Origin of the sequence: Lactobacillus sp., assembly GCF_051873315.1 — a bacterium.
GTDB lineage: Bacteria > Bacillota > Bacilli > Lactobacillales > Lactobacillaceae > Lactobacillus.
On record NZ_JBJEES010000092.1, the window covers coordinates 20,597 to 32,699 of the forward strand.

At 50.2% G+C, this 12,103-nt stretch carries 13 protein-coding genes; 3 read left to right on the top strand and 10 right to left on the bottom strand.

The window, feature by feature from the left end; all coding sequences use genetic code 11:
• Window positions 1-5 precede the first annotated feature (5 nt).
• Both ACI32D_RS05500 and ACI32D_RS05505 read right to left on the bottom strand, forming a co-directional pair.
• Window positions 6-545 (bottom strand): NAD(P)H-dependent oxidoreductase, encoded by a 540-nt coding sequence (locus tag ACI32D_RS05500; protein WP_439775605.1) that lies wholly within the window; start codon window positions 543-545, stop codon window positions 6-8.
• A 135-nt stretch (window positions 546-680) separates the two neighbouring features.
• The gene (locus tag ACI32D_RS05505; protein ID WP_439775606.1) at window positions 681-1,223 is read right to left on the bottom strand and encodes a TetR/AcrR family transcriptional regulator; all 543 of its coding nucleotides are present in this window, start codon (window positions 1,221-1,223) and stop codon (window positions 681-683) included.
• 277 nt (window positions 1,224-1,500) lie between these two features.
• On the opposite strand from ACI32D_RS05505, the gene ACI32D_RS05510 reads away from it, so the two are divergent.
• On the top strand, window positions 1,501-2,901 hold the full coding sequence (locus tag ACI32D_RS05510) for a C69 family dipeptidase (RefSeq protein WP_439775607.1): 1,401 nt from the start codon (window positions 1,501-1,503) through the stop codon (window positions 2,899-2,901).
• Window positions 2,902-2,965: 64 nt separating this feature from the next.
• Here ACI32D_RS05510 and ACI32D_RS05515 read toward each other — a convergent pair whose 3' ends face one another.
• The 7 genes from ACI32D_RS05515 to yaaA form a co-directional block, all read right to left on the bottom strand.
• A complete protein-coding gene (locus tag ACI32D_RS05515; RefSeq protein WP_439775608.1) occupies window positions 2,966-3,463 on the bottom strand; it encodes a PTS sugar transporter subunit IIA in 498 nt (165 codons plus the stop codon).
• A gap of 96 nt (window positions 3,464-3,559) precedes the next feature.
• On the bottom strand, window positions 3,560-4,579 hold the full coding sequence (locus tag ACI32D_RS05520) for a hypothetical protein (RefSeq protein WP_439775609.1): 1,020 nt from the start codon (window positions 4,577-4,579) through the stop codon (window positions 3,560-3,562).
• Between the two features lie 142 nt (window positions 4,580-4,721).
• Window positions 4,722-5,396, bottom strand: coding sequence for an ABC transporter ATP-binding protein (locus tag ACI32D_RS05525; protein WP_439775610.1), 675 nt, complete (start codon window positions 5,394-5,396; stop codon window positions 4,722-4,724).
• A gap of 1 nt (window position 5,397) precedes the next feature.
• Complete coding sequence (locus ACI32D_RS05530; RefSeq protein WP_439775611.1) at window positions 5,398-6,456, bottom strand: FtsX-like permease family protein; 1,059 nt, start codon at window positions 6,454-6,456, stop codon at window positions 5,398-5,400.
• Between the two features lie 38 nt (window positions 6,457-6,494).
• Window positions 6,495-6,998: a TetR/AcrR family transcriptional regulator gene (locus ACI32D_RS05535; RefSeq protein WP_439775612.1), complete on the bottom strand. Its 504-nt coding sequence runs from the start codon at window positions 6,996-6,998 to the stop codon at window positions 6,495-6,497.
• Window positions 6,999-7,321: 323 nt separating this feature from the next.
• Window positions 7,322-8,725, bottom strand: coding sequence for an FAD-binding oxidoreductase (locus ACI32D_RS05540; protein ID WP_439775613.1), 1,404 nt, complete (start codon window positions 8,723-8,725; stop codon window positions 7,322-7,324).
• 180 nt (window positions 8,726-8,905) lie between these two features.
• Entirely contained in the window at window positions 8,906-9,643 is a 738-nt protein-coding gene (yaaA, locus tag ACI32D_RS05545; RefSeq protein ID WP_439775614.1) for a peroxide stress protein YaaA, read from the bottom strand.
• A 65-nt stretch (window positions 9,644-9,708) separates the two neighbouring features.
• On the opposite strand from yaaA, the gene ACI32D_RS05550 reads away from it, so the two are divergent.
• Together ACI32D_RS05550 and ACI32D_RS05555 are read left to right on the top strand one after the other, a co-directional pair.
• A complete protein-coding gene (locus ACI32D_RS05550; RefSeq protein ID WP_439775615.1) occupies window positions 9,709-10,344 on the top strand; it encodes a hypothetical protein in 636 nt (211 codons plus the stop codon).
• A gap of 94 nt (window positions 10,345-10,438) precedes the next feature.
• Window positions 10,439-11,650 carry a L,D-transpeptidase family protein gene (locus ACI32D_RS05555; protein ID WP_439775616.1) on the top strand — a complete coding sequence of 404 codons (1,212 nt, stop codon included), beginning with the start codon at window positions 10,439-10,441 and terminating at the stop codon, window positions 11,648-11,650.
• Window positions 11,651-11,710: 60 nt separating this feature from the next.
• Here the strand turns inward: ACI32D_RS05555 and ACI32D_RS05560 are convergent, their stop codons facing one another.
• Window positions 11,711-11,896: a hypothetical protein gene (locus tag ACI32D_RS05560; RefSeq protein WP_439775617.1), complete on the bottom strand. Its 186-nt coding sequence runs from the start codon at window positions 11,894-11,896 to the stop codon at window positions 11,711-11,713.
• Window positions 11,897-12,103 lie beyond the last annotated feature (207 nt).

Consider the following 12,103-nt stretch of genomic DNA (forward strand, 5'->3'; position numbering starts at 1 on the left):
CCCACTTACTTCGTGATTTGTGCGTACCAGGCGTCGACTTCGTCAAAGAAGTGTTCCAGGAAGTCAACGGTGCCGGAAATCTTCAAATCGCCATTTTCGTCAAAGGCAGAAGCTGCCCCGCCCATCATGAATTCGTCGTCGTTGAAGACAACTGGGTGCAGGCCTGGGGAAGCCAAAATCGTCTTCAGCTTGGTCTGTGACCGGGCAGCCCCTTGGGCCAGCGGTGAAGTTGACACAACAACAACCGGCTTGCCATTAAACGGGTGGGAGTTGGTTGACAGCCATTCCAGGGCACTCTTCAGAGCACTGGTTACTGAGTGCTGTTGTTCCGGTGACCCGATCAAAACCAGGTCAGCGGCGGCAACTTGCTCACTCAATTTGGCCACGTCGGCCGGGTCTTCCTGGCCTTCCTTAAACATCGGCAACCCCTTCACGGTCGCGAATTCAAAATCATACTTATCAGCGAAGTGCTTGGCAATGAACTTCAGCAGCATTTCGTTGTAAGACTTGTCAGCGTTAGATCCGTTAAGAGCTAAAACTTTCATAAAAACCACCTTTCAGATTTTCCATTACTCCCCTTATTATACCCAAATTAAAGGGATTTCAGCAGGCTTTTTGTGAAAAAATTACAAGGATAGAAAGAGCCAATCGATAGAAGGATTTTTTTAATGGATTAGCGGTCAAAAAAGGGTCTCCAGCTGCCGCCTGATAATCCGGACAAAGTTGTCCTGGTCGTAGTCAATCAAGCCATCGACCAGCATTACAGCCAGGCCGTTGGTGATGATCCAGTTGAGGGCAATCACGCGCTTCTCCAAGTCAGAGTCAAAATCGCGCTGGTACTGCTCATGCAGCTTGCTGCGGCCCAAATCCATCAAAATGTCGCGGATCAAGTCATCGCCGAATTCACCATTGACGAAAATCGTTGAGAACAGGTTCCGGTGGTCGCGGGCAAATTGCAGGTAGGACAAGTCGACATCATATAAGGGCTCATCAATAAATTTCTTCTGCAGGATTTCATCGCGCAAGGTGTAGGAGACGCGCTTAAGCACTTCCTTGCGCAGGCCATCCATGTTCTTAAATTCCAAATAGATCGGCTGGGTTGAAAAGTGGCCAGTTTGGGCAATGCTGCGGGCGGTCAGGTTCTCGATCCCGTTGGTCAAGGCCTTCTTGTAGGCGATGTCCAATATTCGCTCGCGATTAATTTCTTTCCTTCTGGCCATCATTTACTCCACCTAATTTCATCATATTCTGCTAACACTTTTAATACTTCATTCCTAACAAAAAACGTTTTTTACACTGGACTTTATTAGACTAAGCTAATGAATCAAGACTACCCAGCCTATAAAAAACGTTTATTCGTACTAATTTATATATTAGCACAATATTTAGGGACAGGCGTATTTTTAGGGAAAAGTTAAGAAGATGAGGCGGCTTGTCTGCCGGGGAAGGCAAAATAAGGTAAAATTTAAACAAAAGCAAATGGAGAAAAGAGGACAATTTATGACTACACACGGACGTTCATCCTGTACTTCAATCTTGATCGGGAAAAAGGCCAGCCTTGACGGCAGCGTGATTATCGGCCGCAACGAGGACTCACGGACGGCCTGGCCTAAGCACCTGGCCTTCCACCAGCGGCAAGAAGGAGCCCAGACTTTCAAGTCACATGATAACAAGTTCACAATTGACTTGCCGGAGGAAGCCTTTGCATATTCATCCACGCCAGAATGGACGAAAAAGTACGGGCTTTTTGAAGAAGACGGAATCAATGAATTCCATGTGGCGATGAGTGCTACGGAAAGTGCTTATGCCAACGAACGGGTTCTGGCCATCGACCCCTTTGATACCGAAAAGGGCCTTTTGGAAGAAGCCATGGTAACCATCGTTTTGCCTTACGTCAAGACGGCGCAAGAAGGGGTCAAGCGCTTGGGCGAGATCGTGGAAAAGTACGGGGCTGCTGAATCAAACGGGATTCTGTTTGCGGACAGAGACGAGGCCTGGTACTTGGAAATCGGGTCAGGCCACCACTGGGTTGCCCAGAGAATTCCGGATGACTCCTACACGGTAGTGGCCAACCAGCTGTCAATTCAGGAGATCGACTTTAACGATCCAGCCAACTTCCTTTATTCAGCCGGTCTGCAGGAGTTCGTTTATGACCACCAGCTTTGGCCACGGGAAGCCAAGTTCAATTGGCGGGAGATTTTTGGCACGAGAAGCGAGAGCGACCTGCACTACAACACCCCGCGGGTTTGGTACGGGCAGAAGCTGCTGACCCCATCAGTTAAGCAAGAGCCGCAATCTTTTGACTTACCATTTATTCAAAAGGCGGACCGGCCGCTGAGTATCCAGGACGCCCAGGCGGTGCTGGCCAGCCACTACAGCGACACGGATTACGACTTGACCAACCCAAAGAACGAGGGCCAGGCGACCTTCCGGCCGATTGGGGTGGCAACGACCCAGGAATCCCACCTCTTGCAGCTTAAGGGCGAGGACATGTACCACTGGCTGGCCATGGGGGTTACGGCGCAGAGCGTCTACATTCCCTTCTTCCCGCAGGGGACCAAGGTGCCTTACATGTGGGGCAACGGCAAGGTCGACTACAGCCCGAACTCTGCCTACTGGATCTTCAAGTTGGCCGGAGTCCTGGTTGACCGGGACTGGGGCAAGTACGGCAAGGAACTGGCTAATGCCCAGACTGAAGCCAAGGAAAAGGTCCTGCGCTTGCGGTATGAATACGACCAGAAGCTGCATGCTGACCCAAGCCAGGCCACAGCGATCGCGGATGAGGCCAATGCCAAGATGGCCAAGACGGTGACGGATATTTACAACAAGCTGATCAGCAGCTTGATTACCCAGCAGACGGGCGATTCCCCGCTCAGCTTCCAGATGGATCCGAACTTGTAAAAAAGCATATTAAAACAGGCGTGAACCCGCATCCCTGCAGCGTTCACGCCTTTTTTCATCTAAATTAATGGTAGCTGATCGTCTGGACCGCTCTTTTGGCATTGATCTTCCTAAAGAAAACCGGTGCCGAGACACCTTTGAGGATCTGGTCGTTGGTATAAGTCACGATCACCGTGTCATCATAGCCAAGCCCGCGGAGCAGCTTGCGGTTCATGGTCGCCAATAGCTGCCCCTTTTTAACTTCCTGGCCGGCTTCAACTAAAATGTCGCAGCCGCCCCCGCCCAGCTCTACCGTGTTCAAGCCCAGGTGGATCAAGAGATCCAGCCCTTCCTTGGTCCGGATGCCGATCTCATGGTTGGTCGGAAACAAGGAAGTAACCGTGCCGTTCAAGGGAGCGTAGATCAAGTCGCTAGACGGCTGAACCGCGAAGCCCTCACCCAGTCCCTTGCTGGCAAAAATCTCATCGTTGACGTCCTCGAGCGGGAACAGCCTGCCCTGGACCGGAGCCAGAACCTTGCTCAGCCGGGCCCTGCTCTTTAGCAAATCAAAAATTCTAAACATAAATCAACCTCAAAATGATATTCAGACTAAAATATGTAAGCGCAATCATCACTGTCTAGTTTATCATTTTGATGGTAGATTTACTACATGTTCCCGCTAACAATTGCCATTTTCCAAAGTCAATTCTCCGCCAAAGGCTTCCAAGCGGCCAACTTCAGCCAGGTTGATCTGGCCAGCAAAAGTCTCGTACTTGCCAGACGGGTATTGCTCAAAGCTTAAGGCATCCCCTTCCTTGCTCTGCAAGACGCCATATTCTGCTTCTTCCTCATCCTTCATAACAAAGGATACGACTTGCCCGGCAGCTAATTGCCAGAAGTCCTGCATTTGCTTGATGTTTGCTGCTTTGCCTTGAACTTCAAATGGATCTTCTAATCCTCTTTCCTTAAGCTGGCGCCGGCAGCGGCTGATATCTTGCAAATACTCTGACTTATCAATTACTCTGTCAACTGCCGTCTTCTTAACCAGCAGCAATGAGTCATCCCTGCCAATTTCGTCGACAGTCAAATACAAGCTGAAGTCGTCATCAGCACACAAGAGCCGGCCAACCGCGAATGAAGCTGGATCTTCTTTCAGATGAACTTCACGCAAACCATCTACAGTTGTACCTTCAGTATCCCGCGTCTTAGGATTGTCCAGCAGCCATTCACCGGAGAAAGCGGCTAACCGCCGGAGTTGACTGACAGCAACTTTTCCTGCAAATGGCTGGTATTTGCCAGATGGATATGCCGCAAAATTAACATGACCGGCAGAAATTTCATCGATATATCCCCATTGCTGGTAATCTTCGCCTTCCAGGCCAAAATACACAACCTGCCCGGGCAATAAGTCCATAAAGCTTTCAACTGACTTGATCATGCTAGCTTTGTCTTCCAGCTTGAAAGGATCTGCCAGGCCTTTTTGCGTCAGCAGCTTCCGCCGGCGCTGGATCTCTGCCAAATAATCCGATTGATCCAGCAGCCGCGTGACCGCTGACTTTCTGATCAAGAGCAGCGAATCATCCCGGCCCAGCTCATCCAAAGTCAAGTAGAGCTGCCAGTCGTTTTCTTCAAACAAGAGGCGACCAACTTCAAAACTGTCTTCGGCAGCGTCTGTGTAGATTTCGTATAATTTTTCCATCCCTAACGACCTCACATTTCTTACTCGTTTTCTTATTTAAGCATACTCTTTTTCCAGATTTTTTCTGCCAAAAATTCAAATCCGGTCGTTTTTCCTCGTATCCGGTCAAAAAAGGCCCCGCCTGAGCGGAGCCTTTTTGATCTTATTTTCTTTGCGTCAGCTGCCCGTCCATCATGTCATAGATGTGGTCAGCGTATTTTTCCAGTCGCGGGTCGTGGGTGACCAAAATGATCGCCTTCCCGTGGTCCTTAGCCAGCTTCTTAAACAAGCGGCCGACTTCTTCCACCCGTTCACTGTCCAGTGATGCCGTTGGCTCATCAGCCAGCAAAATCTTCGGGTTGGCGTACATGGCCCGGGCGATTGCCACCCGCTGCTTCTGCCCGCCTGACAGGTTTTCCGGATACTTCTTGACCAGGTTCTCAATCCCCAGGTCAGCCAAGAGATCCTTTAATTCTTCCTGGCTCAAGTTGCCGGTCTTCTTCACCTTGTCCACCAGCTGGAATTGTTCCTTAACCGTCAAGTAAGGCACCAGGTTGTAGGCCTGCAAAACAAAGCCCAATTTGTTCAAACGCAGGCGGCTGCGGTCCTTCTCCTTCAACTGGCTGATATCCTGGCCGTCGATTTCCACCTGCCCGCTCGTCGCGTTCTGCAAGGCGCCCATAATCGTCAGCAGGGTGCTCTTCCCGGCCCCGCTTGGTCCCATCAACAGAACCACGTTGCCAGTGTCCGCGCTGAAGTCGACCCCCTTTAGGGCAACCGTCGCTGCATCCCCCTGCCCGTAAACTTTTTTCACGTTCTTGATCTCAATCGCTGCCATTTTAGCCTCCAATTGCCTGTACCGGGTCAATCTTCAAAATCGTTCTGACTGGGTTAAGCCCGCCCAGCAATGCCATTAACAACATCCCGCCGATCGCTGCCACGAAAATCCCTGGCGTAAAGGCCATCGGAGCAGATGCCGGCATCGCGGCCGCCGTGCCCCAGATGGCCAAAAGGGCCAAGACCAAAGCGCTAGTTACCAAAAGCAGACTCTGGCTGACCGTAGCCCAGATCAAAGTCTTGGCCGGCACGCCTTGTGCCCGCAATACCGCGTAGTTCGGCAGCTTCTGGATGGTCAAAATGTACAGGAAGACTGCTACGATGACCAGGGAAATGATGAACATGAAAGCAATCATCAATTCAAAAGTCAGGTTCTGTTCAGAGTAACCTGGCAGTTTTTGCGTAAATTCCTTAACCCCGTAAGTCTTGAAATTCTTCCCCTTAACGGACAATTTCCGCTGGGAAATGATCCCGGAAGCTTCAATCCCCGGTGCCACGTTCTTCAATTCTTTCCATGCCGGCAAAAAGCCATACATGATCGGCTCAATGTTGATCTTGGCATCCTTGACGAAGCCGACGATCGTGTACTTGTGGTCTGACCCGTTCAAGGTCACCTTGTCGCCCAGCTTATAGCCCTTGTCCTTAAAGCGGCTGTCAGCTGTAACTTCGTACTTGCTCTTAGCCCGGCGGCCAGCGATCAAGTCCTGGTCCTTGTAGATGAACTCACCCTTCTTGACCCCCATGTACTGGGCGTTGATCCCGCTTTGTCCCTTCTTCTTGGCCACTACCTGCAGTTCGCCAACAACAGCTTCCTTCTTAGTCAGGTCAATTTTCTGCAAATCGTCCTTGGTCAAAACCGAGCTGTTCATGGACAGGTTGGCGTTCTTGTTCAAGACCACGCTCTTGGTCTGCCAGCTCTCCAAAGCCACCGTGTTTTCCCGGGCCAGGCCGTATGCCAGGCCCCAGGTTGCCAAAATCATGTACGCGATCAGAAAAATCATGAAAACGATCAAGCCGTACCGCTTCTTTTCATGCTTGATCTCTTTTAGTGCTAAAAACATTTTTTCTGCTTTCTTCCTTTCTTATATCCTCTTTTACCCTATTCGTGGCCGCTAAAGAGCTTCTCTAAAGCCTCGCGCTCCCGGTCTAAGTAAAAATCAGCGTTATCCGGGTCCAGCAAGGCTTCCTTGATCGCCTCATGCGACAGGGCCATCGCCGCCCAGGCACAAGCCGGCATTTGCTTAGGCTTGCTGCTTGGCAAAAGCGCCTCGTTAGCCGCGTAGTGCAGGCGGATCAAGTCATAGTACTGGCTGCCAGTGGCCTTGGTCACAAAGTCCTTGGTCATCTGGTAGAGCTCGTTTGCCCCCATCCGGCCGGTCAGACCCGTGTGCAGGTCCCGCATGGCCAGCTTGAACAGGTATTGGTAAGCATCCGTCAGGTCCTCAAAGTACTTGTAAAAGGCCCCCCGGGCAATGCCGGCTTCCTTGACGATCCGCGCCACCTGGGCGCTGGCCAAAGTATGGGCGCTGAATTCTTTGAGCAGGGCGGCTGTAACCCGATCCTGCTTGTCTTTGCTTAAATTCTCAAAAGTTGCCTTGACCATTTTTTACCTCCGTGACACCATGTCACCTTTAACTGTTTTCTAGTATAAGACCAAAGTGACATCGTGTCAACATAAAAAGTGACGCGATGTCATTTTTCTTGCACAAAAAAGGGCTGCCGGAGCAGCCCTTCCCTGTGATAATTAATTTGTGAAGCTTAAAAATTAAAATGTTGTTTTGTTGTTTTGCTATTGTTTTTATGTACTTATTGCTAGGTACTTGATCTTTTCGGTTTTTGGTTAATTCTTGATTTGCTTAGTTGATTAGTTCTTGATTAGTTTTTGATTCGGATTTTTAAAGGTTGCCGCGCGGAGGGAGCCGTGCTTTAGTCTAACGGGAAGATCTTGTCTGGGTTAAGGATGCCCTTAGGATCGAACAGAGCCTTGACCTTTCTGAGCAAGTTGGTGTAATCCTTGCCATAGAAGTCTTCGTAGTAGTTCTGGCGGGCGTAGCCAACCCCGTGTTCACCGGACATGTTGCCGTCCACTGACTTGGCGGTCTTGTAGAGTTCGGAGATAACGGTGTCGCCCTTCTTGGCGAATTCTTCGTCAGTCATGTCGTCTGAGCAAAGGTAGATGTGCAGGTTACCGTCACCGGCGTGGCCGAAGTTAGGAATCCGCATGTTTTCTTCCTTTTCCAGTTCTTCGATCCGGTGCAGAACCAGCGGAATCTTGCTGATCGGCACTGAAACGTCGACTTCGTCCATCTTTGGAGTTGACTTTTGGATGGCCAAAAGCAGCTTTTCCCGGGCGTCCCAGATGGTCTTGGCTTCTTCTGATTCAGCGTTCAAGACAGTTTCCTTCAAAGCGTGGAATGGCTTAACTGCTTCCAAAGCCTGGGCCAGTTGGGCTTCAGCGTCGCTGGCCGTGAAGGAGTCGATGCCCAGGATGATGAAGCCGTCGCCTTCCTTGATTGGGAAAGTAGCGTCGTAGTACTTTTCCCACAGGTTCAAGACCTTGCGGCCCATGTATTCAACAGTGGTTGGCACAACGCCGGAAGCCAGGATGGCTGGCACTGATTCGATGGCATCGTCCAAAGTCGGGAAAGGAATGATGGCGTTCAAAGCGTGCTTTGGTCTTGGGTAAAGACGCAGAACAGCTTCAGTGATGACGCCTAAAGTCCCTTCTGAGCCGATGATCAGGTCCTTCAAGGAGTAGCCGGATGATGACTTAACTGACTTGGAGCCGAACTTGTAGACCTTGCCGTCAGTCAAGGCAACCTTGACTTCACGGATGTGTTCACGGGTTACCCCGTACTTGATGGCCTTCAAGCCGCCGGCGTTGGTGCTGATGTTGCCGGCTACAGTAGCCCAGTGCATGGCTGGTGCTGGCATGTAGGTAAATGGCTTGTCTGCCAAAAAGTCTTCCAGTTGGTTCAGACGGATGCCTGGTTGAACAGTGATGGTCAAGTTGGCTGGGTCATAGTCGATGACCTTGTTCATCTTAACCATGTCCAGGGAGATCCCGCCATGCACAGTCAAATTGGCCCCCATCAAGCCAGTTGAGTTGCCCCGTGGAGTCAAGGCAATTTCGTGGTCGCTGGCGTACTTCAAGACGCTGGCTACTTCTTCAGCCGTAACCGGTTGAATTACCAGGTCAGGCATGGCCCGGACAGTCTTGAATTGGTCGTGATCCCAGTGTTCAGTTACTTCAGTAATAAAACGTTCTGGGTCGGCAATCATTGGCCGCAAGTTTTCAATGTCTTCAGCAGTTAACTTATGATATTCCATTCTAGCTCACCTTACAGTTTTCTTTTTTGTGTTTCAATCTCTGTTTCTATTAAATCACATTTGAAAGCGTTGTCAATTTTATGAATTCTTGCACAAAAGAAAAAAGGCCGGTCAGCAAGCGCTTCCTAGCCTTTTAAAAGTGTAAAAAATTTTTCTTTTTTCGTACTTTGTGAAAAATCGTCATGCCTTTTTACGAAAAACAAGCTGGTCTTCCCCGCTTTGGTCTGGGGCAAAGGCATAGCCAAAGCCCGTGAAGTCCGGCAGGTCAGACAGGTCCCGGCCCCCTTCAGCCAGCCAGCGGACCAGACGGCCCCGGGCCATCTTGGCATGAGTTGCCTGGGTCCGCCATTTGCTGTTTTTCTCTTCCTGGAAGACAACTTCAAGCAAGCGGTCGCCATCTTTAAGATAGGGCGCCAGCAGGCGGCTGTATTCCTTAGAAGCCAGATTGAGGACCACGGAATCATCTTGGTAGAGCTCTTGGTAGACTTTTTCTCCCCAGAATTCATAAAGGCTCTTATACTTGAAGTTAGGCAGGGGGCTCTTCATTTCCAAGCGGTAAGGCACGATCCCGTCAAAAGGCCGCAGGCTGCCGTAAAGGCCGGACAGAACGCGCAGATGCTGGTCCAGGTAGTCCAGTCCGGCCTGGTCTAAGACATCAGCGGCCAGGTACTGGTACTGCAGGCCGCTGTAGGCAAACAGAGCTGGAACTTGCCCTTGATTCAAGTCAGCGGCCAGCATCTGCCGGGCTTCTTCAGTGATTTTGGCATTGGCCCGCCAGACTTTTTCCAAGTCAGCTTGGTTTAAAGAATTCAAATAGGACCAAAGCTCCTGGGCTTGATCAAGAAAGACGGGTTTGGTCTGCGGCAAAAAGCCGCCATCCGTCTGCATTTTTTTAGCGGGGGAAATTATGATCTTCATTTTTTACATCCTTACAATAATTTAGTAAAATAAAACATGTGTTTAACAATAAGGAGGAGCAAGCAATGATCAACCCTGATTTTGCGATTATCTTAAATTTTAACCCAAGTGGGGAAAATGTAAACGCGGATGCTCTGGTCCGCCGGGCAAGAGACATCGGTGCCCGCGCCGTCAGCGGCCCGGAAGAATTACAGGCAGCCTGTGAAAAGTACACCATTGCCTACCTGCCAGAGCAAAGCGGCAGACACTACAAGGCAGATGAAGTCGTGGACGCTTTGGTAGCTGCAAGAAAGAATAGCCAGGCACTGGTGATTGACGTGGATGCCGCAGACGAAGCTGACCAGGCGGCTTTAGAGGCCTTAAACAGCTGGATGCACAAGTTTGGCCACGCGGTTAATGAAGGGCAAGCCAGCGAATTATCAGCTGACGCGGAAGATGCTTTCGTCTTGACCAACCGGCACGCGCCATATCAAGTCTACCTTTTCTTAAAGGCCCCTTATCCTGCAGAGGTCAAGGTGACTGGCTTGACGGAAGAGCCAAACCGGATTGAATGGATTGACGGCCGGGAAGAATGTGCTTTTGTTTTTGAAGCAGGCGTCTTGACAGTTCAGCTAAAGAAGCAGGAAAGTCCTTTTGCCTGGCAGCTGGTCCGGATTCAGGGCCACCGGCCAGAGGATGATATCGCAGAGACAAAATTTTAAATTCATATTAAAAAATTCCTCCGTACATTTTAATCGCTAAGCGATTCGTGTTATACTGAACACAATCTTTTGAATGAACAGATTGGAGTTATTAATGACTTCTCGCAAAGACTACCGGAAGAAAAACACTCAAGGCAGCAAATACCTGATTATCGCGGGCGTGGCGGTTATCGCCTTAGCCTGCGCGGGCATTTGGGGACACAATGCCTACCAGCAGCACCAGGCAACGGTTCTGGCGGAGAACAAGAAGCAGGTGGCATACAACAAGAAGCACTTCAACGCCAACGTCACCATTTATGGCGTCAAGGTAGGCAAGCTGACGGTTGACCAAGCGGTCAAGAAGATCCAGGCCAAGGCCGTCAACAAGCTGGTCTACAAGGATGGTAAGATCAGTGCTGTCAGAGACAGCAAGCTGACCACCATCAGCAAGGAAAAGGTCCAGAAGTACTTTGACAAGCAGTACACCCAACTGCCGACCAACAAGAGCTACACTTACGAAAACACGGCTCTGAAGAAGGGCAAGAGCAAGCTGAAGGCGATTACCTCGGCCAGCGTGGACTACTCTGTAGCTGGGAAGACTTTTACCCTGGCGGCTAAGGACTACTTGACTCAAGTCAGCTACTACAACGGCGCTGTTCACTATGACGACACCAGCAAGCTGACGAGCAAGCTTAACGCCATGGACAAGGAAGTCAAGACTTTGGGCAAGAGCTACAAGTTCAAGACTCCTGCCGGGTCAACCATCACCGTTACCAACCAGAGCTACGGCTGGGGGATCTGGACGGCCAGCGCTAAGAAGGCGGTTCTGGCAGCTTATGAGAGCGGCAAGAAGACCATTGACGGGAAGAACCACATCTATGGCGAAGGCTACACCACGCAAGGTTTGGGCTATGGCAAGAGCAACAACGGGCTGGGCAACAGCTATGTGGTTGTATCAATCGCCAGCCAGGACATGTGGGTGGTTGTCAACGGCAAGGTGGTCGTAACTGTATCTGACGTGGTTACGGGGACGGCCAACAAGGGCGACAACGCTACGCCTACTGGGGTTTGGTACATCATGTACAAGCAACAGGACGCTACTTTGAAGGGGCAGAACGACGACGGGTCGAACTACGCTTCCAAGGTCAGCTACTGGATGCCATTTACTTTGAGCGGCTGCGGGTTGCACGACGCGTCATGGCGGACCGACTGGTCAAGCACGGCCTACCTGGAAGGCGGGTCACACGGTTGCGTTAACATCCGGCCTAGTGAAATCAAGTCCGTTTGGGACGCGGTTAAGGTGCACATGCCTGTGATCGTTTACTAAGAGCATATGAAAAAGGATCTATCTTCTTTGTGGAAGCTAGATCCTTTTTTGATGTGTTTTCTATTTATCAGTTAATTCCCTCAGTTTCTGGACAGGTTCGCTCTCCTTGAGCTTTCTCTTCCCCTTCTCCATGAGGATCCCTGCCTGCACGCCCTTCAAGAACGGAGCTGACCGCTTCAAAGCCTGGCCACCAGCATAGCCTAAAGCCAGCAAAAGGGCGATTCTCTTAGCATGTTTCATCTTCATTTTGCTCACCTTATTTCTCACACATCTCTGACCATTTCTTACCATCTATATTATAGCGCTTTCTTCAAGCCGGATGATACAAAATATTTCCCCAAAAACTTGCTTGTTTATCATGTGCAATCGGTTACAATGTAAGTGTAAATACAATCTTCCATTCTTTGAGGTAAACACAATGAACAACGATTTTAAAGATATCATGCAAAATAG

What these genes read in the sequence shown, in the direction of transcription:
- ACI32D_RS05500 (WP_439775605.1), bottom strand. Translation starts at nt 545, where the DNA reads ATGAAAGTTTTAGCTCTTAACGGATCTAACGCTGACAAGTCTTACAAC.
- ACI32D_RS05505 (WP_439775606.1), bottom strand. Translation starts at nt 1,223, where the DNA reads ATGATGGCCAGAAGGAAAGAAATTAATCGCGAGCGAATATTGGACATC.
- ACI32D_RS05510 (WP_439775607.1), top strand. Translation starts at nt 1,501, where the DNA reads ATGACTACACACGGACGTTCATCCTGTACTTCAATCTTGATCGGGAAA.
- ACI32D_RS05515 (WP_439775608.1), bottom strand. Translation starts at nt 3,463, where the DNA reads ATGTTTAGAATTTTTGATTTGCTAAAGAGCAGGGCCCGGCTGAGCAAG.
- ACI32D_RS05520 (WP_439775609.1), bottom strand. Translation starts at nt 4,579, where the DNA reads ATGGAAAAATTATACGAAATCTACACAGACGCTGCCGAAGACAGTTTT.
- ACI32D_RS05525 (WP_439775610.1), bottom strand. Translation starts at nt 5,396, where the DNA reads ATGGCAGCGATTGAGATCAAGAACGTGAAAAAAGTTTACGGGCAGGGG.
- ACI32D_RS05530 (WP_439775611.1), bottom strand. Translation starts at nt 6,456, where the DNA reads ATGTTTTTAGCACTAAAAGAGATCAAGCATGAAAAGAAGCGGTACGGC.
- ACI32D_RS05535 (WP_439775612.1), bottom strand. Translation starts at nt 6,998, where the DNA reads ATGGTCAAGGCAACTTTTGAGAATTTAAGCAAAGACAAGCAGGATCGG.
- ACI32D_RS05540 (WP_439775613.1), bottom strand. Translation starts at nt 8,725, where the DNA reads ATGGAATATCATAAGTTAACTGCTGAAGACATTGAAAACTTGCGGCCA.
- yaaA (WP_439775614.1), bottom strand. Translation starts at nt 9,643, where the DNA reads ATGAAGATCATAATTTCCCCCGCTAAAAAAATGCAGACGGATGGCGGC.
- ACI32D_RS05550 (WP_439775615.1), top strand. Translation starts at nt 9,709, where the DNA reads ATGATCAACCCTGATTTTGCGATTATCTTAAATTTTAACCCAAGTGGG.
- ACI32D_RS05555 (WP_439775616.1), top strand. Translation starts at nt 10,439, where the DNA reads ATGACTTCTCGCAAAGACTACCGGAAGAAAAACACTCAAGGCAGCAAA.
- ACI32D_RS05560 (WP_439775617.1), bottom strand. Translation starts at nt 11,896, where the DNA reads ATGAAGATGAAACATGCTAAGAGAATCGCCCTTTTGCTGGCTTTAGGC.